The organism is Agarivorans sp. QJM3NY_29 (assembly GCF_050870835.2).
GTDB lineage: Bacteria > Pseudomonadota > Gammaproteobacteria > Enterobacterales > Celerinatantimonadaceae > Agarivorans.
On record NZ_CP194036.2, the window covers coordinates 2,832,108 to 2,856,596 of the forward strand.

Annotated in this window: 20 protein-coding genes; 13 read left to right on the forward strand and 7 right to left on the reverse strand. The window is 45.1% G+C overall.

The annotated features are described in order from the left end of the window. Positions 1–48: 48 nt before the first annotated feature. Both dnaX and apt read right to left on the reverse strand, forming a co-directional pair. Positions 49–2,334, reverse strand: a complete 2,286-nt coding sequence (dnaX, locus tag ACRRS0_RS12930; protein WP_432452778.1) for a DNA polymerase III subunit gamma/tau — start codon at positions 2,332–2,334, stop codon at positions 49–51. 13 nt (positions 2,335–2,347) lie between these two features. Beyond that, complete coding sequence (gene apt / locus ACRRS0_RS12935) at positions 2,348–2,893, reverse strand: adenine phosphoribosyltransferase (protein ID WP_432452777.1); 546 nt, start codon at positions 2,891–2,893, stop codon at positions 2,348–2,350. A 421-nt stretch (positions 2,894–3,314) separates the two neighbouring features. Here apt and ACRRS0_RS12940 point away from each other — a divergent pair, with 421 nt between their 5' ends. Both ACRRS0_RS12940 and ACRRS0_RS12945 read left to right on the forward strand, forming a co-directional pair. Further along, on the forward strand, positions 3,315–4,256 hold the full coding sequence (locus ACRRS0_RS12940) for a tRNA-dihydrouridine synthase (protein ID WP_432452776.1): 942 nt from the start codon (positions 3,315–3,317) through the stop codon (positions 4,254–4,256). 172 nt (positions 4,257–4,428) lie between these two features. Beyond that, positions 4,429–4,803 (forward strand): TraR/DksA family transcriptional regulator, encoded by a 375-nt coding sequence (locus ACRRS0_RS12945; protein ID WP_432452775.1) that lies wholly within the window; start codon positions 4,429–4,431, stop codon positions 4,801–4,803. Positions 4,804–5,043: 240 nt separating this feature from the next. Here the strand turns inward: ACRRS0_RS12945 and ACRRS0_RS12950 are convergent, their stop codons facing one another. Together ACRRS0_RS12950 and ACRRS0_RS12955 are read right to left on the reverse strand one after the other, a co-directional pair. Further along, positions 5,044–6,069, reverse strand: coding sequence for a porin (locus tag ACRRS0_RS12950; protein ID WP_432452774.1), 1,026 nt, complete (start codon positions 6,067–6,069; stop codon positions 5,044–5,046). An 813-nt stretch (positions 6,070–6,882) separates the two neighbouring features. Continuing rightward, positions 6,883–7,917 (reverse strand): porin, encoded by a 1,035-nt coding sequence (locus tag ACRRS0_RS12955; RefSeq protein ID WP_432452773.1) that lies wholly within the window; start codon positions 7,915–7,917, stop codon positions 6,883–6,885. A 350-nt stretch (positions 7,918–8,267) separates the two neighbouring features. Here ACRRS0_RS12955 and dinG point away from each other — a divergent pair, with 350 nt between their 5' ends. From dinG to ACRRS0_RS12985, 6 genes are all read left to right on the forward strand, one after another. After that, positions 8,268–10,292 carry an ATP-dependent DNA helicase DinG gene (dinG, locus tag ACRRS0_RS12960; protein ID WP_432452772.1) on the forward strand — a complete coding sequence of 675 codons (2,025 nt, stop codon included), beginning with the start codon at positions 8,268–8,270 and terminating at the stop codon, positions 10,290–10,292. After that, complete coding sequence (locus tag ACRRS0_RS12965) at positions 10,292–11,071, forward strand: TSUP family transporter (RefSeq protein ID WP_432452771.1); 780 nt, start codon at positions 10,292–10,294, stop codon at positions 11,069–11,071. The genes dinG and ACRRS0_RS12965 overlap by 1 nt, the downstream gene beginning before the upstream one ends. After that, positions 11,050–11,652: a primosomal replication protein PriC gene (gene priC, locus ACRRS0_RS12970; RefSeq protein ID WP_432452770.1), complete on the forward strand. Its 603-nt coding sequence runs from the start codon at positions 11,050–11,052 to the stop codon at positions 11,650–11,652. The genes ACRRS0_RS12965 and priC overlap by 22 nt, the downstream gene beginning before the upstream one ends. Positions 11,653–11,718: 66 nt before the next feature. Next, entirely contained in the window at positions 11,719–12,465 is a 747-nt protein-coding gene (locus ACRRS0_RS12975; protein ID WP_432452769.1) for a YccT family protein, read from the forward strand. Positions 12,466–12,542: 77 nt separating this feature from the next. Beyond that, positions 12,543–12,725, forward strand: a complete 183-nt coding sequence (rsmS, locus tag ACRRS0_RS12980; protein ID WP_432452768.1) for a pleiotropic regulatory protein RsmS — start codon at positions 12,543–12,545, stop codon at positions 12,723–12,725. Positions 12,726–13,034: 309 nt separating this feature from the next. Continuing rightward, the gene (locus ACRRS0_RS12985) at positions 13,035–13,850 is read left to right on the forward strand and encodes an outer membrane protein OmpK (protein WP_432452767.1); all 816 of its coding nucleotides are present in this window, start codon (positions 13,035–13,037) and stop codon (positions 13,848–13,850) included. Between the two features lie 79 nt (positions 13,851–13,929). Here the strand turns inward: ACRRS0_RS12985 and ACRRS0_RS12990 are convergent, their stop codons facing one another. Continuing rightward, positions 13,930–16,986, reverse strand: a complete 3,057-nt coding sequence (locus tag ACRRS0_RS12990; RefSeq protein WP_432452766.1) for an AAA family ATPase — start codon at positions 16,984–16,986, stop codon at positions 13,930–13,932. Further along, a complete protein-coding gene (locus ACRRS0_RS12995; RefSeq protein ID WP_432452765.1) occupies positions 16,986–18,128 on the reverse strand; it encodes an exonuclease SbcCD subunit D in 1,143 nt (380 codons plus the stop codon). The genes ACRRS0_RS12990 and ACRRS0_RS12995 overlap by 1 nt, the downstream gene beginning before the upstream one ends. Before the next feature lie 215 nt (positions 18,129–18,343). Between ACRRS0_RS12995 and ACRRS0_RS13000 the strand changes: the two genes are divergently transcribed. From ACRRS0_RS13000 to ACRRS0_RS13015, 4 genes are all read left to right on the forward strand, one after another. Further along, complete coding sequence (locus tag ACRRS0_RS13000; protein WP_432452764.1) at positions 18,344–18,568, forward strand: hypothetical protein; 225 nt, start codon at positions 18,344–18,346, stop codon at positions 18,566–18,568. A gap of 2 nt (positions 18,569–18,570) precedes the next feature. Then, positions 18,571–19,203, forward strand: coding sequence for a DUF2959 family protein (locus ACRRS0_RS13005; protein ID WP_432452763.1), 633 nt, complete (start codon positions 18,571–18,573; stop codon positions 19,201–19,203). 152 nt (positions 19,204–19,355) lie between these two features. After that, the gene (locus tag ACRRS0_RS13010; RefSeq protein WP_432452762.1) at positions 19,356–21,065 is read left to right on the forward strand and encodes an EAL domain-containing protein; all 1,710 of its coding nucleotides are present in this window, start codon (positions 19,356–19,358) and stop codon (positions 21,063–21,065) included. Between the two features lie 201 nt (positions 21,066–21,266). Then, entirely contained in the window at positions 21,267–21,725 is a 459-nt protein-coding gene (locus tag ACRRS0_RS13015; protein WP_432452761.1) for a dCMP deaminase family protein, read from the forward strand. Here the strand turns inward: ACRRS0_RS13015 and ACRRS0_RS13020 are convergent. Then, on the reverse strand, positions 21,722–22,732 hold the full coding sequence (locus ACRRS0_RS13020) for a bile acid:sodium symporter family protein (protein WP_432452760.1): 1,011 nt from the start codon (positions 22,730–22,732) through the stop codon (positions 21,722–21,724). The two genes, ACRRS0_RS13015 and ACRRS0_RS13020, sit on opposite strands and share 4 nt — an antisense overlap. A 230-nt stretch (positions 22,733–22,962) precedes the next feature. On the opposite strand from ACRRS0_RS13020, the gene ACRRS0_RS13025 reads away from it, so the two are divergent. Beyond that, positions 22,963–24,399: a DUF1254 domain-containing protein gene (locus ACRRS0_RS13025; protein WP_432452759.1), complete on the forward strand. Its 1,437-nt coding sequence runs from the start codon at positions 22,963–22,965 to the stop codon at positions 24,397–24,399. Positions 24,400–24,489: the final 90 nt, after the last annotated feature.

The following is a 24,489-nucleotide window of genomic DNA, read 5'->3' on the forward strand; positions in this document are numbered from 1 at the left end:
GTTATAACTTCGACATTACATCTAGATTAATGTCGAAAATCAAGTTGTTCAGTGGTATTTAACGCTTTCGCCGACTAATTGTGCGCCAAAACGTTGTTGTAAAATTTGAATGTTAGGATCCGCGAGTAAACGCTGGGTAGCCGCTTCGATATTTTGGGCGTGTAATTGCTGTTGCAATTCAAGAGGGGTCTGTTGCTGACCATCCTCTCCAATATTAATCACCAACTCTATCGGTGCTTGCAAACTGGTACTCAGCTGCTGCTTAAGTTCTGCAACAGAATTTGGTTTCAGCAAATTTTTAAACTCGGGCTTGAGCAATAGTTGCACAGCATTTTCGTTTCGTGAATAAAGAGTATTTATCGCGATTTGACGCGCAATGGGCCCTAAGTTCATCTGGCTGACCATATTGGCCCAAGTTTCATCGTTGCTGCCAATAAACACCGGAACTTGAGCTGCAAGCGCGACCGTTTGTTCTAGGACTTGCGCGGTAGCGTCTTGCACAGTTTCAGACGCTTGAAGGGGTTGAGGCACTGGCGAGCTGGCTGCTACAGACTGAGAGGCGCTCGCCTCTTCAGACTTTTTTTCAGTTTTGCCTCGTCCGCGTAATTGACTGCGTAACTGTAGTAGCGAGGCGGTGTCTTCCGCACCAACCGGAGTCGATGATGATGAATTTATTGGATTGCTTTGCCTAGCATCAGAAAGAGGCTGAGCATATTCGGCAGCATAATTCAGATCAGGCTCGGCTGGTTGCTGATCCATTTCAGCTAACTGCGCATAATAGCTATCATCCACTGGCGGTTGCTGCTCGGTCAGCGGTACCGCTGACTGGCTTGGCTCTGCTGCTAAAACCGTCGGCTTATTCACAACAGCACTTGTTGATTCTGACAGTGAATTATTGGTAGCTGGTGCTGAATGTTGCGATTGTTTGTCAGTCGCTGGGCTGACACTTGAACTTGATTCAGAAACCGAGTCGACCTGCATTGCCTGCTGCGTTATTGGAGGGCTTGAACTCGGTGCATCACTAGACAGTTGCGCCTTTAATTTCGCAATACTTTGTTCGCGTTGTTGTACTCGAGGTTGACCAGTGATCGGTGTTGCAAGCTCACTCACCGCCGAGCTTTGAGTCGCCGGAGTCTGTAATTGATAACCTTGTTGTTCAGCCTGCGCCAAAATCTCCTGCTGCTCTTTGACTAAACTGCTATCAGCAAGCGCTGAATTATCGGGGCCTTGTGCGACAGGCTCTCGCGACGCTGCAATCCCCTGCTCCGCAGGTTGAAAAGCCAACATCCGTAACACACTCATTTCAAAACCAGTTCGAGGATTAGGAGCGTAGGCTAAATCCCGTTTACCAGTAATCACTATTTGATACAAAAGCTGTAACAATTGCGCATCAACCTGTTCGGCCAACATTTGAATCGTTTCATCCTGTTGACTCGCAGGCAATACCTGCGCCATAGCTACATGATGAATTAATTCAGCAAGTTGTTGATGTAAGTGCTCATAGTCGGGAGACATGCTGGCCAACTCAGCAATTTTATTGAAAGCCGATTCACTTTGGCCCGCGACTACATGGCATAATAACTGCCGTAATTGATGGGGATCGAGTACCCCAAGCATATCTAGAACTTGCTGATATTCAAGCGTTTGCTCACAAAGCGCCAGCGCCTGATCAGTCAAACTTAAAGCATCTCGCATACTACCATCGGCGGCATGTGCGAGTGCATTCAGTGCTGGTAGCTGATAACCACGTTGTTCCGCATCCAAGATATGTGCTAATTGACCCGCGATCTGCGGTTCACTCAAAGCTTTTAGGTGAAACTGTAAGCAACGAGATAACACGGTCACCGGCAACTTCTGAGGATCGGTGGTTGCTAATAAAAATTTAACGTGTTCCGGAGGCTCTTCCAGCGTTTTCAACAAAGCATTAAAGCTATGTCGAGATAACATGTGCACTTCATCAATCAAGTACACCTTATAACGACCTTTCGCCGGGCTATATTGCACGTTGTCCAACAGTTCGCGGGTATCTTCAACTTTGGTCCGAGATGCCGCATCAATTTCTAACAAGTCGACAAAGTTACCTTGGTCAACCTCGATGCAATTACTACATTGTCCACAAGGCTGAGATGAAACGCCCAGTTCACAGTTAAGACTCTTGGCAAACAAACGTGCAATAGTCGTTTTACCCACACCACGAGTACCACTAAATAAATAGGCATGGTGAAGACGCTGCTGATCTAAAGAGTTAATCAAGCCCGCGAGAACATGCTGTTGAGCAACCACCTGCTGAAAGGTTTTCGGCCGCCATTTTCTTGCCAGTGCTTGATACTTCATGAATGATACTTTCCTATTCGCCTTCAAACTCAACTAAGCAAGTTGATTCTACCCCAAGGGTGGTTAACTTTTGCGATCCCGGTAAGTCTATCAAATTAATCACAAAAGCCGCATAGTTAATCTCTCCCCCTAAGCGCCGAATCAATTTTACTGCGGCTTCAGCAGTTCCACCAGTCGCTATCAGATCATCGACTAATAAAACCTTATCACCGGGTTCAATTGCATCGGTATGGATCTCTAGCGTGTCCATGCCGTATTCAAGCTCATAACTTTCACCAATCACTGCTCGGGGCAACTTTCCAGGTTTACGTACTGGAATAAAACCAACACCAAGAGCTAAGGCGAGAGGTGCGCCAAAAATAAAGCCGCGTGCTTCAGTACCAACCACCTTGGTGATACCCAGATCTTTAAAAGCTTGATGCCATAATTCAATGACCAGAGCAAAAGCTTTAGGATCTTCAATTAAACTCGTAACATCCCGAAATAAGATCCCCTCTTTTGGGTAATCAGGTATGGTAATAATTGCATCTTTAATATAGTCGAGGTTAATGCTGCTCATGTTATATTCCATTTATCAAAAAAAAACGCCCAAACAATGGTGGGCGCTATTTATAATTTTTAATTATCTCAATTTGACAGGATAAAGCAACGAACAGAAACCGCAAAAATTGCTGCAGTATTAGCCAAATATTTTAATTAAAGACAAACTCAATGGTAGTGTCGGTAACAACAAAGCTACCACAAAACCTAGTAAATAGAATACGTTATAACTTTCTTTAAATTGATGATCCATCAACACTTTTCCCAAAAATTAAACTCAAACAACTTTGATCTAGATCAATTATACTAGAATCACACGCCGTTAAACACCCAAATAAATTATGGAAATAGCTGTCATCGACTCATTTACCCCTCATTAATATCTGTAGCCGTAAGGCCTATGAAACGCTAGACTGTGCGCTTTTGACTGAAGGTAAAATATGCGTGTAGTTCTCGCCCCAATGGAAGGTGTCGCTGATGCGTCAATGCGACAACTATTATCCAGTTGTGGTGGCTACGATTGGTGTGTGACCGAATTTATTCGCGTTACAAATATGCTATTACCTGACAAAGTCTTTTATAAGTATTGTCCTGAGCTCTATGACAATGGTTACATTGACCAGCAAACGCCAGTAAGAGTTCAACTGTTAGGTCAACACCCCACTCCGATGGCAGATAATGCCTGCCGGGCGATCGAGTTAGGCTCACACGGTTTAGACCTAAACTTTGGCTGCCCCAGTAAAACGGTTACGGGAAGTTGCGGTGGTGCATCAATGTTAAAAACCCCCCAGTCAATCTATGACGTGGTACGAGCGGTCCGCCAGGCAGTGCCCACTCTACACACCATTTCGGCTAAAATTCGACTCGGTTGGGAAGATAGAAGTGACTGTTTCGACATCGTGCAAGCGGTACAAGAAGCTGGAGCCGATGAACTCACCATCCATGCTCGCAGTAAACTTGACGGTTACAAAGCGCCCGCGCACTGGCACTATATAAAACAACTCAAACAACGTTATCAAATCCCGATTATCGCCAATGGCGAAGTTTGGGACCGCGAAAGTTACTTGCAATGCCAACACCACAGTGGCTGCGATGATGTGATGATTGGGCGTGGGGCCCTCACTATTCCAAACTTAGCCAAGGTAGTACGTGGAGAAGAATTTCCCTTAAGCTGGCAGGGTGTAATCGCCTTATTGCTCCGATATTCTGAGCACCAGATCAATCACGAGAAATCTAAATACTATCAAAGCCGGGTAAAACAATGGCTCCGCTACTTAGTCGGATTTTATCCACAAGCCGATCAACTATTTAGAGATATTCGTAGCCTAAAGGAGACCCCCTCAATCATTCAAGCCATTGAAGCCCAACACAAGTATCTGTAGCACAACCAAGCCACCCAATACTGATAGAATTAATATTTATTTGTATTAGATCAACAAATAGTGAATAAATGGGGGCTTATAAGTTTATAGGCTTTAGTTTTGATTCACATCATATCTCGAGAGTCAGCCCACTGTTTATACTGCTAACTCACTTTATTATTTGGGGTTAACCGTGGAAACTAGAGATTATCAGCTGCAATTATTACAGCAACTTGAGCAGTTAAAGTCTGAAATAATCTCATTTTTAACTGCCTCAGAAAAATCCAGCATGAAATTAACTGCAGACAAGTTGCAAGCAATGAGTAATGAGCAGTTGATCGATCAGGCCTTAAAGCTTCAATACACCGAACTAAATAATCAATTGAAGCAATTAAAAAGAGTAGATGCTGCTTTGTGCCAAATTGACCTAGGCCTTTATGGTTTATGCAGTGATTGTGAAGAAGTCATCGAGCAAGAACGTTTGGACAACGACCCAAGTACTCAGCGTTGTCAATGTTGCAGTGATAAACATCGACTATCAAGAAGACATCAATGCTTAGCGCTATAAGTACGAAAAGTGTCGCTTAACTGAGCGTCAGCACCACTTAAACAAAAAATCCGAAATAATAATCAATATTTCGGATTTTTTATGTCCTAATTTATAGCCAGCACTCAAGAAATCCCTCATTTCAAAACAATCTATTTATCATTTCGTTTATCTTTATCCAACAACAAAAATGCCGTTCAACAACGTGAACGGCAGGGTTTAGTCCCGAGAAACTAAAGCGCTCGCGGATTGCTTAGAAATTTAAAAATTGTAACGAACACCCGCGGCTAAGCGGTTGTCATCAGTCATTGCACCAGACACTGATTTAGAGCTACTGTCCTGATACTCGGTGTACAACAAGATGTCGTTCCAATCATACATGGCACCCACTAAACCAGTTTTTAATTCAGCAGCTGAATGTTTATCTTCCTGGTAGTTCCAGCCAGTGTATAGCTGTAAGCCCATGTCGAGAGTGTACATGAATACACCTTCATGGCCGTTTGCTTTATCCGATACACCATCAGCTGCGGTAAATTCAATATTGTTTTTAAATTCACCGTAAGTCACCGCCGCATAGATAGGACCTTGATTGTAACTAGCCGCAAATACCGCAAGTTTGATATCTCCGTCGTTGTTTACCGCAACTTTCTCAGCATCGGTGCGGTTCATTTGGTGATAAGTTGCCGCTAAATTCAAACCGAAATCAAAGTCATAAGATAGTGCCGCAGAATAGCTGTCCTTACGGCCTTCTGTTTCATCAGCAAATTGGTATTGAGCGCTAAGGTTTATGTTGTTGAAGCTGCCATTGTATTGCAAAGCATCGTTGGCACGACCAGTCCCCGTTTCACCAGATTCACCATCGTATAAACTCATGGCTGAGCCACCGTAGACCCAAAATACATCAGTTACGGCCGCCACCGTCGAATAAGTCGACCATTGCTTACCATAAGAAACGGAACCGTAGTCCTGATGATCAAAGGCGATAAAACCTAAACGATTGTAAAATGGTGCATCACTATCGCCATTTGGTGTATTCATACCATATTCTAGAGTCGCTCGTGCAGCAAAGCCATGGCTTAATTGACGAGAAAAGTTAAGGTTTACCCGTGAAGAATTATCTTCTGAACGCAGATCACGCTCGCCGTCTTTATTGGCTGACTCAAGCATCAAGTTGATTCGACCACCAACCGAGAATGCATTCTCACCGTCGTTGTAAAGCTCTTGTGCGGTCGTTGTACCCGCGGTGAATAAAGCTGGAATAGCGATAGCTAAAATTGTTTTTTTCATTGTTCCACTGCCTATTAAAGATGAATTATTAGCCTCTTCCATGACCCATTCTTACATCCTACGAATGGTATCCCTGAGCAGTGAAGTCCATCTCACGAGCAATATATTCACCTATAAACAGAACAAATTCAATATATTTACAATATAAATTGAACTTTTTAAAAATTAAAAACCAATAAATAAAATAAATATAATATTTAAATCTAAAGCATTGTGAACACCTAAAAACCATATAAATAACAACATTCATCTATCGGTTGAAGGCTTACAAAAATCAATCCATCCATCGATGGCCTCATCATCCAGTGATGAAAAACGCCAAGCCCAAGCTATCTTCAAACCTTGGAGCCAATTAGCGCTTTGTGTTCAATTTTTATTTAACATGAAATATTATCCATCACAGCTGGAGATATGCGCTTGAGTGAAACCCGCGAACCACGATCAAACAATGATTGAGTACTGAACCAGAAAAACGATTAAATCCAGCGACTTCGACTGTGCTTTTTAGTTCTCTAGTGAGGCTTACTTCGGCTTGAAAGCGTGGGTCGAGCACTGATTCACCGAAAACAACCACAACAGCAACAGCAACAGCAACAGCAACAGCAACGCAGCAGCCTAACAAGCTCAGCATTATAGAAATAGCGAGAAGATAAAAGGGAGAAGGTAGAAGGTAGAAGGTAGAAGGTAGAAGGTAGAAGGTAGAAGGTAGAAATAGTCCAGCAACAAGACAAGAGAAACAAATACAAAAAAGCCCGCCGAAGCGAGCTTTTCATCAGGACTAAACACGCAAGGTGTTTAAGACACTAACACAACTTAGAAGTTGTATTGAAGAGCCATTTCCCAGTAGTCATCTGCACCAGAAAGACCATTAACTTTGTACTCAGCCCAAGCTTTCATATTGCTGTTGAACGAGTATTGAGCACCTAGTTTAAATGCATCAGCTGTATCGATGCTTTGAGTTGTAGTAGAGGTGAAATCAGCATCTTGAGCAGCATAACCTGTGTACAGTTTCACAGCATCAATAGTGTAGGCCGCCACAAAATCATAGCCTTGAATGTTATCAAGACGATAAGTTCCAGTTTTACTAGTTACATCAATGTTATCAAGATCAGACTTAACATAAGCAGCACCTAAGTATAGATCGCCTAGAGTGTAAGCTGCTGATAATGCGAAGTTTTTCTTCTCTTTATCACCATCAAAATCTTCTACGTGATAACTAACATAAGTAGATAGACCAAGGTCTGCAAAGGTGTAACCAAGAGTACCAGCATAAGCCGAATCTAGTTTTAGAGGTGTTTCTATAGTAGTACCAGCTGAGTCAGGGTTACCAACTTCAAAACTAAAGTTATCGTTTTTGAACTGGTAAGATGCACCTACATAGAAGCCACCAAATTCACCAGAGTAAATAATTTGACCTTCTTGGCGACCATCTTCTACAGCAGTAAATGCCTCATAACCAGTGTTACCATTAAAGATATCGGTTGCTTCTACCGCTTTATAGAAAGCCGTATCGGTTTGACCAAAGATGACTGTACCTGCATCATCAAATTCAAAACCAGCGTAAAGGTGACGAGCATTGAATTCATCGCCATCTTTAGCACTATTTTCTGCAGCAAGCTGCCATTCGCCTTTGGCGATACCTGAAATCCCAGGAGCAATTTCAGACTTGGCATTAAAGCCCATACGAGCTGAACCAACACCATTAGTATCAGTACCGTCATCTTTAATTTGAAACTGCATGCGACCATATACGTCAGCAGATACGCCGTCTGCATCATATACGTTTGCAGCTTGTGCTGAAGCTGCAAATAAAGCTGGTATTGCTACAGCTAGAATAGTTTTTTTCATTTTCCTGTGCCTTCTTTAATTAATTAAACACTTATTCCTTAAATTCCCTGTGCGGCAGTGGTTTAGCACTGCACGAGCAATACATTAGCAAGCTGAAATTTTTTTGCAATAAAAAATTGAACTTTTATAAAATCGTGTAAATCGCTGTATCTACAACGATTTAAAGTGGTTAAACTGAATTATGGCGCGATATTCACCAATAAAATTGATAAAAGTGTGATCTATGCAACTTAGTGCTAAGATTGAATTTTTACCCCATTTGCAGCATTTTATGCCATACAGGGGATAAACTTGCGAACAAGCCTAGACAAAGCACTCCAATTTAAGTGGTTCACAACATTGAGATCTTCATGTTATCGGAAAAAAACAAACAAAAAATCCGCCTTTGGTATCGCACGCTTCAGGAGCAAAATTCAAATTTTGTGCCTAGAGCTGCACAAACTGCTTTGATTGCACAAATTTCCAAAACAATTGCTGGGGATATCAATCGCCACTCACGGATCCTATTAGCAGAGGCGGGAACCGGAACCGGTAAATCGTTGGCTTATCTATTAGCGGCAATCCCTCTGGCCAAGGCCCTCAATAAAAAAATTGTAATCTCCACCGCAACGGTGGCCCTACAACAACAACTCCTCGACAGCGATTTACCTTTAGTGCACCGCGCTGCCCACGGTGAGTTTCAATTCTGTTTAGCCAAGGGACGGCAACGTTATTGCTGTGCACATAAACTGGTTGCCGCCCTCGCCCCAGAACAAGGCTTAAGTGCTAAACACATAGAACTTTGCAAACAACTAGCAGTGGCCCTGCAACAAGGTAAATGGGATGGCGACCGCGATACTTGGCCAAAGCCAATACCGTGGCAATTATGGCAACATGTGGTGGTCGATGGCTTAAGTTGCTCGGTACAATCGGCTCGCCACCGGAGTTGCCCCTTTCATAAGGCCCGTAAAGGCCTTAAAAAGGCCGATGTGATTATCAGCAATCACAGCTTATTACTCGCCGATTTACATGCCGGCAGCGGTCATATTTTGCCACCCGCAGAAGATTGCATCTATATATTAGATGAAGCTCATCAATTTCCAGAGGTAGCCAGAGAATCCAGTGCCAACCATATTGCTTTAACGCAAGCCCTCAAGGAGTTAGCGGCCATTCAGCTGTTAGATAAAGAATTGTCGGCGCAACTAGACGCTTCTGCAATTGCCGCGACCAGCCTACAAGTCAGAGAAGCCTGCGCCGAGTTACAGCGCTGCTTCAATCAATTCAAAGACTTTGCAACCAGCAATCGAAGTCTATTCGACCCCAGCGGTCATTGGCGTTTCCCACTAGAGCAAACCCCCAGTGCGGTAAGTAATTTGGCAAAGAACTATCATCGCCAAGCCACCAAGCTCAATAACAATCTGCAATCCTATGCAGGGGTGATCCAGGAAAGCGTCGACAATAATCAACTCAAGTCTTCACTGGCCGAGGCTTTATTAAGCCGACTCAGCGTATTTCAGTACCTGACTGAATCTTGGGTTGATACCTTATATAGCTATGCCAATGACAACCAGCAAAAAAATTATGCGTTCTGGTTCAGCCTTCAAGACAAGGAAAGCTATATTTGCTGCTCGCCAATCGAAGTCGGGGGCTTACTGCAACAACTGCTGTGGCAAGATGCATTCTCGGTTATCGCGGTCTCTGCAACCCTGAGTGCCCTAGGCAAGTTTTCTTATTTCTTGCAGCAAGTAGGGCTGCAAAAACTCAAGGCCGAACAACTGATCAAACTCCCCTCTCCCTTTAATTACCAACAAGTCTCATTGTCGGTACCCAATGACGTGAGCGATCCTGACTCACCCAGTTTTGCCGCAGACGTTGCCCGTTACATCATCCGGGCCCAGCAGCATCAAGGCGGCATTTTGGTGCTATGTAACTCTTATCGACTAGTTTCATTGGTCGCAGAACAACTCGAGTCGGCAAAGATTGAGCACTTGTGGACCCAAGGAGAGTTGAGCAATCACCAATTGTTAGCCAAGCATCGCGCTTGTCGCAATAAACAGCAAACCAGTACCATACTCGCGACCATCGGCTTTAGTGAAGGGATCGATTTACCCGGAGAGTTACTCACCGATTTAATTATTGCCCGCTTGCCCTTTGCCGTCCCCACCGATCCGGTAATGGCTAGCCATGCAGAATTATTAGAAAGTCGCAATCAAAATCCCTTTATGCAGCTCACCTTACCCAGTGCCAGTCGAAAGCTGATACAAAGCTGTGGAAGATTAATGAGAAAAGAAAGTGATTCAGGTAGAATCACGCTGCTTGATAGTCGGCTCAGTTCTCGCCGCTATGGTAGCCAATTGCTGGCTGCTTTACCTCCATATAATAGAAGTGATAGTTAATGTTAGAATTGGGACTCGACTCCTCTGTTTTAATCCTCATCGTTGGTATCGGTTTAACTGCCGGATTCATCGACGCAATTGCTGGCGGTGGTGGCCTACTCACCATTCCGGCACTGCTCAGTATCGGCTTACCACCACATATTGCACTGGGGACCAATAAACTTGCCGCCAGCTTTGGCTCCAGTACTGCAGCATGGACCTTTTATCGAAAGCAACTTTTTAATCCGCTATTTTGGTTTTATAGCTTTGTCGCCACCGCGCTTGGTGCCTTCGCGGGTACCATGGTGGTCGATTTCATTAGTACCGATTGGCTCGAGAAATTATTACCCTTGGTGATCATGGCCACCGCCGTTTATACCGTGTTGAATCGTCAACAAGCGGATGGCCAAGCGGTATTGCCGCCGATGAATAAAAAGTTGAAACAGCAAATGAGTGTTCAAGGCCTGAGTCTTGGTTTTTATGATGGCGTTGCAGGACCTGGCACAGGCGCATTTTGGACGGTCTCTTCAATGGCCTTATATAAAATGAATATCTTGCTGTCTTCTGGTTTGGCTAAAGCGATGAACTTCACCAGTAATTTTGTATCCTTTTTAACTTTTGTTTATCTGGGGCATGTCAACTGGCTGATAGGTCTGGCGATGGGTTTCAGTATTATGCTCGGCGCGGTCGCAGGGGCTCATTCGGCAATTCATTTCGGTGCCAAGTTCATACGTCCAGTATTTGTCACGGTGGTGATGGTGATCGCAGGAAAACTCGCATGGCAAGCATGGTTCAGCTAGGGCTGCAACGCTTAGCTGATAAATTAAGACAACTCAAACAACAAGCGGAGCATCGTGATTTACAAGGCGATCGCAGCGCTTATGCAAAAATGGCGGTTCTAGATGAACGCTTTAGTTGTCGCAGTGACTTATTTTTTGACTACGTGTTGGAGTTGGAAAACGACTTATCACGTATCGCACGTCTGAGCGACATCAGTCAAGATGTAGAACTCATCAAACTATACTGCGATCGCTTTATTGGTAAATTTGCGATGTTGCAGAGTCAAATGAACAAGGCTTTAGCGCTGCAACAACGCCAACGAGCACCACAACAACAAAAAGTTATTTCCTGGCAAAATAAGCTGGATAAAATAATTCGTTCTGGTGATCGCTCGCAACTTCAAGAAAAATTGCTGCAACAAAAACAATTCGAGCAACAATTGGAGTATAAAATTGCCGAAAAAAGCCAACGACTTAATCGTAGCAATCCACAGACAGATACTGCTAGACTAAGCGCCGAGATCCTCAACCTAAAGAGTCGCTTAGGTGAGTGTCAGAAAACAACTTGGAAACTAGAACAAAAGATTAATCAAATTAAGTAAGCTGAACTAATCATAAGCAATATTGCTTACTCAGCTTAAATAGAATCACACTTTAAGGAGTAATTCATGCGATTCTTAGTAAAGGCGGTAACATTAACATGTGCTTGTTTGGCAAGTTGGAGTGCGTTGGCTGCCAGTTTTTCTACGCCAAATCATTTTGAGCTAATGTATGTCGATAAACAATCTGTTGGCGCCTTGAGCTTAAACAAAAGTAACGTCGAACTGCCGACAGGCCAACATCAAGTTGTGGTTCGTTATAGCGACAATATAGGCTCTAACAATAATTCAGAACTCGTTAAGTCTAGCCCTATCGTCATCAATATTGAGCTTAAAAATGGTCAAGAGATCTTCTTAGAGTCGAAGCAACCCAATACCCTAAGTCGCGCCAAAAGCTTCGCTAAAAAACCGCAATTCACTTTAAAAGATCAACATGGCGGCACCGTCAACGCAAGCCATTACATTTTACCTAAAAAATCAGGGCTACAGCTTTCACGTAACTATTTAAATGAAATTGCCGCTATCGAGGCCGAGCAAGCGAAGGCAAATCCAGTCGCGGCAAGTACTATTGCAGTAGCGGAGACCACAACCCGTGCAGCAACGCCAGCGCCGGCTGCCAAACCAGTCGTGATGAATAGTGCAACCGGCACAGCAGTAACAGTGGCAACAACAAGCGCAACAACAGCAGCAGTCACTATACCAAGTAACACAGACGCAAGCGATAACACCGAATTACAAATGCTACAGTTCTGGTATCAGCGTGCAGATGCTACCACCCGTAAACAATTTCAAATTTGGGTTATCCAACAACAATAATTTGTGCATGGGTTTGGATGGATAATGCTGTTCATCCATCCAAACCTTGTTACAACGCCTTGGAATCTGGAATCGCAATGTCTCTAAATCAGGCCCCCAAACATATCCAACTCGCAGTCGATCTCATTCAACTGCTCGAACAACATAACCTTGAAGCGCAAACTGTCCTAGATGCCTTGGAAATTGTTAACCAAGATTACCAACGCAAGCTAAAACAAACTGCAGCTCAGTTCAGCAATTCGATAGATATCGAAGCTTAAAAAACGCAATACCACCCTGCTAACTCACCTCAATCTGTTAAATTAAATTTGACCACAAACCACCAAGCAAACTAAAACGCCTCTAAATAGATATCATATTGATGACAAGACTGTGATCAGTCGATGAAAATCGATGGATCCTCATACAAATATAAACATTTTTAGTTAATAACTAACGAGCTGTACAAAAATAATCAAAAAAAACCGTGAACCATACTGAACTTTTTCAAGTTTCAGGGATAAGATTAGCGTGAGAGCAATATAAGCCACATTCGGTAATTCACATACAGTGAACAAGGAACTACCTCAATGAAAAAATTTGGATTAATAGCTGCAACATTGCTTGCAGCAGCATCCTTCTCAGCCAACGCTGCAGAAGTTCAAGATGATGTACACGCGAACGATTACAAATGGATGCAATTCAATTTAATGCATACCATCGATCAAAAGCCTCACGACATTGACGGTAGCTACAAAGATACCTACCTAGAAATGGAGTTTGGTGGACGTTCTGGCTTATGGGATGTTTATGGCTATGTCGATGTTTTTGACATTACCGATAGCAATACCAGTAACCAACATCAAAATGGCGGCTTATTTATGAAGTTTGCCCCCCGCCTATCTTTAGATGCGCTTACCGGTAAAGATCTGTCCTTCGGTCCAGTTCAAGAACTCTACATCGCCACGCTAAACAACTTTGGTTCAAACCAACAAGAACACTTCATCGGCCTTGGCTCTGACGTGAACGTGCCTTGGTTGGGTAAAACTGGCATGAACTTGTATGCTCGTTACAGTGCGAAAAACTTTGGCAATGAGGACGAAGGTTCATTCAACGGTTACCAATTCTCGATGAACTGGTTCAAACCTTTATACTTCTTCGACAATAAGAGCTTTATCTCTTACCAAGGTTACTGGGACCACCTATTTGGCGCCAGTGACTACTCAGACCAATTTGGTCGTAGTACTTCTGGCGGTAACCTGTTCCAAGGTATCTACTGGCACTCAGACCGCTTTGCAGTGGGTTACGGTCTAAAATACTTCTATGATGTATATGGTATTGAAGATGGTGGATTTAATGATTCAACTGGCTTCGGTCACTACTTCTCAGTGACTTACAAAATCTAAACTGAGTCTCTCACGTACTTTCAAAGCCTGGCCTCGCCAGGCTTTTTTATTCCAACACTGATAAACTAACCACAGCCGGTTACGGTAATACCAATTGCGTGTGGCTGCCACTGGCAGTTTTTAAGACATCAATCCGAGTCGCGATCTGTTCTTTCATTTCAACTACATGGGAAATCACCCCCACCATGCGACCGGCACTCTGTAAATCCACCAAGGTGCGAATGGCCAGATCTAAGGATTCTTGATCGAGGCTGCCAAAACCCTCGTCGATAAATAAGGTATCCAGCTTAATGCCCCCAGCGTAGGCCTGCACCACATCCGACAAACCAAGCGCCATCGCCAATGCAGCCATAAAACTCTCCCCACCACTCAAGGTCGCAACCGATCGCAGCTTTGAGCTATAACTATCTTCCACTTCCAGCTCTAAACCCGAGGCCTTGTTCCCTTTGGCGCGCTGCGCTTTGCGGATCAACTGATAGCGCCCCTTACTCATCACTTGCAAACGCTGGCTCGCTTGCAGCAATACATCATCGAGCAATACGCTCAAAACAAAGCGCTGTAAACTGATTTTATTACCGGTATTGCCATTGGCCACGTCAGCCAAGGTGCCAATCACCTGATATTGTTGCTGCAATTCTTCGGCTTTTCTATCGGCGTCCAGTAATTTGTGTTGTACCGCCAATAATTCCTGTTGACGGCTATTCAGTCGGTTCCATAGCGCGTCCCGTTCGCTACGCTGCTCCGCTAAAGTGTTCAGCTGTTGTTGCAACAGCGTCAAGTCTTCGGTTTTTTTCCCTTTGAGCTTACTCTTTAGCTGCTCAAACTTAGCCTGTTCACTGGTGAAGTGAGTGCTAAAATGCTCTACAACTTGTTTTAAGTTGGCAATTTCACCATCACTGATCAAAGCCTGATTATAAGCATTCTCATTGGTAAAACAGGACTCAGCTAAACGCTGACTAAATAGCTGCTGCGCCTCCAATAAGCCTTGCTGAGCAAGTTTCAGCGCTTGCTGGGCGGCTTCCGCTGCCGACTGTTTTGCCGAGTAATCCTCACGGGCCTGAGCATGACGCTGAGTAAGCTGTTTGATATTTTGCTGTAGCTTACTGACTTTATCGCCCTGTAATTGCAGCGCCTGCTCTAATAACTGCGCCTCACAATATTGCTTAGGCAGCGCTTGTTGCGCCTGCTCACATTGACCACTCAAGATGTCCTGCTGACTTTTCTGCTGTTGGTAAGACTCGCGTGCCAGTTCAATCTGTTGCTGTAATTGTTGTTCCTCGAGTTGTAATTGATCCAACTGAGTTTGTAAGGCTTGCACCTGCTGTTGCGCTTGTTCAGCCAAGCTTAAGTCCTGCTGGGTTTGCTGGAGCAAAACTTGCGCCTGCTCCAGCGTCATCTTGGCCGCGTCCCCTAAACCCTGCTCTAAAGAAGCTTGCTGAGTCCGCCATTCATTGAGCTGTACAGTCAAAGTCTTGTGCTGATGGCGGGCTTCTTGTAAACGTTGATTAGCCTGTTGTTCAGCTTCTCTCGCCAACTCTAAGTCACGCTCTGTTGGCAGCATTTCGCTACTGCGAGCCAAATGAGGGTGCTCGATACTGCCACACACTGGACAAGCTTGTCCCTGCTGTAAGCTTTGAGCAATAATCGCTGCCTGCCCCTGATGCCAGCTCAGCTGAATTTGCTGAGCCTGCTGCAACGCAGCCTGATGAGCATCCGCAAGTTTTTTACCACGAAGTAAGGAAGCCTCCAGTTGCTGCTGAGTTTCTATCAACTTACCGTTGAGCTCAGCTAAAGCCTGACATTGACTAAAGCGCTGCTCTACAAGATGCAGCTGTTTTTGGCAGCTTAGCTGCCGTTGCGCTTGCTGCTGGGCCGAAGTGAGTTGTTGCTGTATCGCTGATTTACTATTTTCTAGTGTACTCAGCTTTGCTTTTAAACCTTTGCCCTGTAACTCTTGTTCGTTTAAACGGCGCTTTGCTTCACCCAGCTCTCGCTCTATTTGCTGCTGCTTTTGCAACAGCGGCTTAAAACTTTCCAGTAACCGAAGTTGCTCTTGGCTGGCACTAAGTTGCTGCTCTTTCTCCGCCACTTGTTGGAAATCTTGCTCCGCGAGTGTCAGGGCTTGTTTAGCTTCGGCAAAAACAGTTTGGCTTTGGCTTTGGGCCAAACTGGCATTTTTAGCGTCATTAAAGCGCTTTGCCTTCGCTTGATCGGCAGGCTCTAAACGCTGAGCCGCTAAAGCCTGCTCTAATTCCAATTGTTGTTTTTGGATCCCCGCTTGCTGCTTCTTCAGCGCGCTAACACTCACCTTGAGTTTTTCTAACTCGGTAAATTCACTGGCCACCAGGTTAGCCGATTCAAACTGTTTATTTGCGATGTCATAGGCTTCACTGGCCTTTAACTGCGCTTGCTTGGCTGCTTCCAACTGCGGGCCAAGTTGGTTAATTTGTTCTGCTAATGCACTTTCTTCGCTCAACTCGGCGCCTTGTAAAATCCCCTCGCGGACATTTTTTTGCTCCAACGCCGTAGCACGGATCGTCGCGGCTTTTACTTTTAAACGCTCTTCTATTCGCCGATAGATGTGAGTTTGGAACAATTGGCTGAAGATCTTCTCGCGTTCTTTGGAATCTGCCATCAACAGTTGGCGAAATTTACCCTGCGGTAAAACCATCACCTGACGAAATTGGTCTGCATCTAAACCAGTTAAACGTTCAATTTCGGCATTCGCTTCGGAGACTTTGGCTGCCACCATCAATGAAGACTCTCCCGCGAGGTCGAATTGGTATAACTGCGCCTCCGGTTTTTGCTGCGTATAACCATCCCCGGATTTTTTCAGCCGCGGCTGCTCTGGCACCCGACGGATCCGATAGCGTTTAGTTCCCAATTCAAATTCAAATGTAACTTCGGTCAATAAGGCTTCGTCACTGATATCACAACGCATTTGACCGCCTTCTCGCTCATCCCCGGTGGTTTTGCCATAGAGCGCAAAACAAATCGCATCCAGAATGGTAGTTTTCCCCGCCCCCGTCGGCCCATTGAGTAGAAATAGCGGGTTGCTACCAAGTTGGCTGAAATCGATATTCTCACAAGTGGAAAATGGCCCAAAGGCGCTCATGCTCAGGTGAATGGGTCGCATTATGCTGGCTCTCCGCGGTGTAGCTGCTCAATAGTCTGCTGTACAAACAGCTGCTGAGCCTCGCTTAAAGACTCGCCCGAGACCTGCTCAAAAAAATCGCTGAACATGGCATATTCGCCTTTTTTGATGTGATCGCGCTGCAGTTCTAAATGCGGCTGCTGCGCCATTAAGCCGCTGCGCTCCAAATGCAACACGTTGGGGTAAACCGCACGCAGTTTGCCCATAGCATCCAAAATAGCCGACTTGTCGAGCAGCCGAATCATCAGGTAATCGTCGGCATGCGGGTCACTTAAACCCGCGGCTAATAACTCGCTAAAAAAGCCCTCGATCACCCGTACATTACGCAGGGGTTTAAGCGGCAACAACGTGACCTGCGGCCCTTGTGGAGTCAATTCAACCAAGCTAAGCGACTTGTTTTGATGCTGTTCGCTAAAAGAATACTTTAACAAAGAGCCAGAATAGCGGATATGTTCAGCCCCCTTATATTGCGGCCCATGCAGATGCCCAAGCGCGCTATAAGCAAAATCTGCGAAAAGTGATGGCGAAATCTTATCGGCACCGCCCATGCTGAGAGGCCGTTCAGAATCAGACTCGTCACCACCATCCAAAAAGCAATGCGCCACCACCACTTTGGCTAAACCGCCACTGTCATGTTGCTTCACTTGCTCCACTAACACCGCCATCGCTTCTTGATGGGTACTCACTTCACAATCAAAGACTTGCCTGACCATCGCAGGCTCTGCATAAGGCAAACCGTAAAACATCGCCGACTCGCCATTTTTCGCGCCAATTTTAATAGCTTGCAGCTCCCGACTTAATGGGCCTACGATATACAGACCACTGGCTTGCATTTGTCGAGCAGCAAAGGCGAGACGCTGCGCGCCGTCATGATTGCCGGCAATCATGATCACCGGAATAGCCAATTGCTTCACCAATCGGTCTAAGACCTCATCGAGCACCGTAACAGCTTGGCTCGGCGGTACTGAACGGTCGAACACATCACCGGCGACCACCAAAGCATCCACCTCATGTTGTTTGGCGAATTGAATCACTTGCTCCAAGACAAAGACTTGGTCCTCTAACAAAGAGTGATTGTGTAACTGTCGACCTAAATGCCAATCGGAAGTATGCAGAAACTTCATGAAATGCCTGTGCGTTAACGAAATGAGATATCAAGAATTTGCGAATTATTTGCGCGCCTCATTATCGCCAAGCAAAGCCCCTAAATCAACGAAAGCTCGGGCTTTAACGACCGCAATTGTACAAAGCTGTCGATTTTTCCTTTCGCAAAACTCGCCTCAAGCGACTGTCTCTGGCAACATAGCAACACAAACCTGATTTTAACTAAGGAAGCGTCGTGTCTACGCAAGGTTCTGCTGGCAATGTGATTGCCGCAATCTGTAGTTTTTTTATTCCCGGTCTGGGTCAGTTAGTCCAGGGAAGATTGTTAGCCGCATTGCTATTTTTTGTGGTGACCGCCGCAGGTTACGCTATGTGGTGGCTGATTTTTCCTTCAGTCATTGCTGCATTGGTTCATCTATGGGCGATTATTGACGCAGCTCGGTTTCGCTCTGGAGAATAAAAATGAGAATACTAACCCTTATGTTAATGCTGAGCTTGATACAGGGCTGTGAATCAACCTACTACTCGGCCATGGAAAAAGTAGGTTACCACAAGCGCGAAATATTGGTGGACCGAGTCGAAGACGCTCAACAGAGCCAACAACAAGCGCAACAACAGTTTGGATCGGCCCTAGAGCAACTAAAAACACTAAGCCAATTTGAAGGTGGCGACCTCGAAGATATCTATGATGAAGTCAACGCCCAATATCAAGATGCTCAGGCTGCGGCCAAAGACGTGAGTCAGCAAATCAATCAAGTCGCCAGTGTCGCCGAAGCTATGTTTGATGAATGGCGTGGCGAATTGGACCAATACCAGTCGAAGAGTCTCAAAGCGCAAAGTAGTAAACAACTCACCACTACTCGTCAACGCTACGCCAGCATGTTAAAGGCGATGCGCAAGGCCGAGGCGCAAATGCAACCGGTATTAAGTCGACTCAAGGACAATCAACTTTACTTGAAACACAACCTGAATGCCCGTGCCATTGGGGCGGTTGGCCAAGAGTTTTCACGCTTAGAAAAAGAGGTGGCGAGTGTCATCGAACAGATGAGTAAGGCGATTGCCGAGTCCGATAAATTTATTGCCAGCATGCAATAAATACTAAATAGCCAATGCTGGCAGTCAGTTAACGACTCGCCAGCAGTGTTTTAGGCACTTCAAGAAAGCCCCCTTTCTGCAACATTTCCTTCATAAAATTGTAGTAAATTTGCCATTGCTCATACTTAGCCTAGGCGCAACAGTGACCCGCAATGCATATATTTAACCATCAAATTCGATTGACTCAGCCCCCTTCAGAACATCAGCAACGGACCCGGCAAAGTTGGTTTTCTTCGCGACATGTTAGGCCGATACTATTCACGCTTATTTGCAGCCTCCTGCCCATCGTAATGAGTTATTCTTGGACCTTAGCGCATACTAAGCAGCAGCGTCGTGAAGCATTTGCTCAGCAATTTGAACTCAGTTATCAAGCAATAAACCAAAACCTGCTGGCGCTGCATCACTATTTTATTGGCTTAGATCGACTCGATATTAACTGTGCTCCTGAAACCCTACTAGCACTACGCAAGGTGCATTTTCAAATCACTTATGTCGCAGAACTTGGTTTAGTTGATCAAAGCGGACAACTCAGATGTAGCAGCTGGGGGCCGGTCAATCCCCCTTATGAGGTCCTTAAACCAGTCGCGAATCAGCAACTGCGTTACTATGGGCCAAGCGTTCTGGAATACAGTCAAGAGGTGGCGATGATTATCGCCAAAACACGCAGCAATGGGAGTGAAATTAACGCGGCAATCCCGTTATCTGTATTTAAGGCTTTTGTTCAAGGCAACGACAATAAACAAGATCTCGTTGCTTTGGTCGACTCAAACAATGGCACACCATTATTTGTCAATGGTCACTACAGCTTACCACTGCAGCACGGCAAGACACTATTTCCTTTAACTCAACCGGTGATCGATCAAACCGCCCACTTTGACGACTCAAACAGGCGGTATTACTTAGCGAAACCGTTTTCCGCTCTGCCCGGTTTAAGCTTGTTATCGACTCGTACCGAGCAACAACTTTATCTTGGGGCCCACCGCTTATCCCTGTTACAGGTCGCATTGTATTTATTGCTAATTTGCGGTATCTTTTATTTTATCCAACGCCAACAGGGGCGTCGACTTAGCCAAAAAAGTCAGTTAAAAACAGCCATCCGTAATCAAGAATTCATTAACTATTACCAAGCAATCTGGGATAGCCGAACGGGTCGTTTAATCGGCGTAGAACTGTTAGCTCGATGGTTACACCCAATTGACGGCATACGCAGCCCAGATTCATTTTTGCCAGACATCCAACGGTACCGACTTCAGGTGGCTTTAACCGAGCAGCTACTGGCGACCTTAAAGACCGATCTCAATGGCTTGCTCACACACAATGCTTTACTAAAGATCAATATCAACATCACTGGTCAGCATCTCAACGATCCCGAGTTTGTGGTGAAACTGTTGGCGATTCATCAAACTTGCCGGCAAATTTGTCTGGAAATTACCGAAACTCAACTGGTGGATATAGACTCACCACAGGTTCAAGACGCGCTCAGTAAACTACAAACCCAAGGCGTAAAATTAGCCATCGATGACTTTGGAACAGGTTATGCAGGCTTACAGTATTTGCAACAACTCCCCTTAGATACGCTAAAAATTGACCGCAGCTTTGTGGCTGCCATCCATACCGACTCTCCGCAGGCTAAAGTACTCGATGGAGTCATAGACCTAGCCTTAAATCTTAATCTACAAATTGTGGCAGAAGGAGTAGAAACCGAGGCTCAAGCTGAGTATTTACGTGACAAAGGCGTCTACTTACACCAAGGTTGGTTGTATAGCAAAGCAGGCCCTATCGAGGATTTATTAACACTCACACCAATCATTGAACCGCCAGCGGCGCGACAGTTTAACCCGGTTTATGGTGAGAGCACTTGAATCGCTCAACACTTGCCCAATCCCCAAAGACTCTATCAAGCACTCCAAGGTAAATGTGCTACTCAAGCATCAAGCTCGATACCGTTAGCAAGGGTCTCTATAGAATTTACAAAACAAATTTAGTTTCAAACCGTTAGCGAAACTTGCAAGCAGGCGTCAAGTTCCGCAGAATAGCGCGGTACAATTAGCAGAGACTTAATCATGATTTCAAAATGGGCAAAACGCTTTTTTCAAATGGCTGAACTGGTTGGCTCTTGGAGTAAAGATCCTTCCACTCAAGTTGGCGCGGTCATCACCGAGCACAATCGTATCGTATCGCTAGGATTTAACGGTTACCCGCACGGCATTTCCGACAGTGCAGAAACCGACAATCGCGAGATGAAACTGCTTAAAACCCTACACGCAGAAGAAAACGCGATCTTATTTGCCAAGCGCGATCTATCTAATTGTGAAATTTGGGTCACCCACTTTCCCTGCCCCAATTGCGCCGCAAAAATTATTCAAACTGGGATTAGCGAAGTTCATTGTCCTGAGCAAAACCAAGAATTTATGGCTCGTTGGGGAGACAAAATAAAAATAAGCCAAGATATGTTTGAGCAAGCAGGTGTGCGAGTTGACTGGTTGCCTCAACAGGAACTAAGTAAAGCATCGGCAGACTAACCCCTTGCTACTGGCTGATGTAAGTCCTTAACTTTTTCGGCTGCGGCATAGCGATTGGCTAACAGCGCACAGTAAAAAATCTGGATTGGATGATAGAGCATAATCGGTAGCAACAGCATCCCGAGGTCTGGGTTAGCGCTAAAGATCACCTTAGCCATCGGCACTCCCGCCGCTAAGGTTTTTTTGCTACCACAAAAAACTGCGGCAATTTCATCGGCCGAATTAAAGTCCAGTAGTCTCGCAACCAAACGAATACTATGCACGACACTAAGCAACACCAATAGCGAGATCAGGAATGAAAATAATAAATAACGCGGACTAAACTCCCCCCAAATATGCTCCACCACCGAATCACTAAAAGCATTAAACACAATCAATAAGATCACTAGCTTATCAATTTTATTTAAGATGCCTTTATAACGCTGAAACAGGCTTAGCAACAGTGGTCGTAGAGCTTGCCCAATGATCATCGGCAACAACAATAATTGACAAATGGAGCTCACCGTTGCCATTAAATCCATAGCGCCGCCGTCTCCGCCCATGAATAACTGCACTAACAAGGGCGTGATAAAGACCCCAAGCAAACTCGATAAGGAAGCATTAAATACAGCCCCCGCAACGTTCCCTTGAGCAATACTGGTCATCGCGACCGACGACGAAATAGTACTGGGCAAGGCGAATAAGTAACAGAAACCAAAGGCCAGCGCACTGGGCAATAAGGCATGTAACAAGTCACCAAACAGTACCCACAGTAAGGGATAAACCACAAAAGTGGTCGCTTGAACCATCAGGTGTAATCGCCAATTAAATAGCCCTTTTTTGATTTCCTTCGGTGCCAAACCTAAACCATGCAAAAAGAAAATTAAGGCAATACCGATCGCCGTCAGCTGATCAAGATGTAAATAGCCTCCGGAGCGTCCCCATTGTGGCACCAACAACGCCAGTACAATAGCGAACAACATACCGAGTAAAAACCATTCTTTTTTTATCCAACGGAAGTACATCATAATTGAGGTAAGCTCTTGATATTTAAGCGACAGTCATATCATACGAAATGAGCTAGCGCAAATGCAAAACAATCTTTATATGAACCTATTCCGCTCTCGTTTAATAGAATTAAATATTCTATTAAACGCTCAGAGCAAGCTCAGCAGCTTTGTATTGGATATCTTAATAAAGGCTATTAAGCACTTAATCACAACTTTTCGATAAGCTGGCGCCAAATCAGAGGAGATATATGATGATTACCCCTAGCTTATGTAAGTTATCTTTAGCTGCGCTTATCGCATCGAGCTGTTTATTCAGTGTCAGCCCCAGCATAGCGGGCACTCCCCAAGCCACTCAGGCCGAGCAACTGCAACAAGCACTGTACAACGAATCCTATACCTTAGCGGTGAATGCCTATCTATGGGGTTCAACCTTAGTCAGAATGGAGCAAATCGCTCGCCAATATTCCGATGTATCTGAACCCCAAGCGGCCACCAGTTATCGTGGCCCACTCAATCAGTTTGGTCATGCTCGTCGACTCAGTACGCCTGCCGATACCGACATGCCAACAGCCAACCGCGACACCTTGTACTCCAGCGCGGTACTGGACTTAAGCCAAGAGCCAATGGTCTTGAGTGTACCAAAGCTTGATCAACGCTACTACGTCATCAACATGTTCGACATGTGGCATAACTTATTTCAATATGTAGGCACTCGCGAAACTGGCAGCCTAGCCAAACAGTTCCTAATTGTTCCTCCGGGCTGGGAAAAAAAAACAACCACCCCGCGCGACCTGAGCATTATTGAAGCACCCACGAGCAAAGTGTGGTTATGGGGGCGTACCCAAGTATTTGATGAGCAAGATTACCCAGCAGCACACCAGATCCAAGATCAGTACACCCTCACCCCACTGAGCGAGTATGCCGGTGAAGCCAGTAGTAAAGTAACATTCAGCCCCTTAGCACCTCGTCCAGGTAAGGCCGATGATCCGCTCCGTTTCTTCGTTGAACTTGGTGAATACTTAATGGCCAATCCACTACCGGAACGTCAACAAGCCTTAGCGGGTCAATTTAGCAAAATCGGTCTCAGCCAAGATGGTTTCGATGTAAGTTCACTGAGGGAGTCCAGCCAAGAAGCGCTAATTGCTGGTATACAAGACGCACAGAAAATTGTTATGGCACAACAGGCCAACCCTGCCAATCTCGAATTTAAAGACGGTTGGGTATATACCTTCGCGCTAGACGCCTTTGGTGATGACAATGCAATGCGCTCACTTATTGCTCACCCCTACCTCGGTGGCCAAGGGCCTCAAGAAGCCATCTATCCGATGGCCGCGATGGACGTAAACGGCCAAGCGTTATCTGGTGAAAACAGCTATGTAATGAATTTTGACGGCGAGCCTCCAGTCGACGCATTTTGGTCAGTCACAGTCTATGATGCGCAAACCAAAATGTTGGTTGAAAATTCGATCCACCGCTACAGCATCAGCAACTTGAATCAATTGAATAAAAACCCAGACGGTTCATTTCAGTTGCAACTTAGCCATAAAAAACCGACCGACGGACAGCTTGCAAACTGGCTGCCACTACCAGAAGGTCGCTTCTATGTATTAGCTCGACTGTATATTCCGTCAAAACAAATTCTCGACATGAGCTGGACGGTGCCAGGGATCAGCAAGCTCCAATAGCATTATTTCACCCGGAAATAGCCGAACCATATCGGCTATTTCCAATTGATTGACTTGATCATGAGTAATCCTCAGTCCTAGGAAAAAATT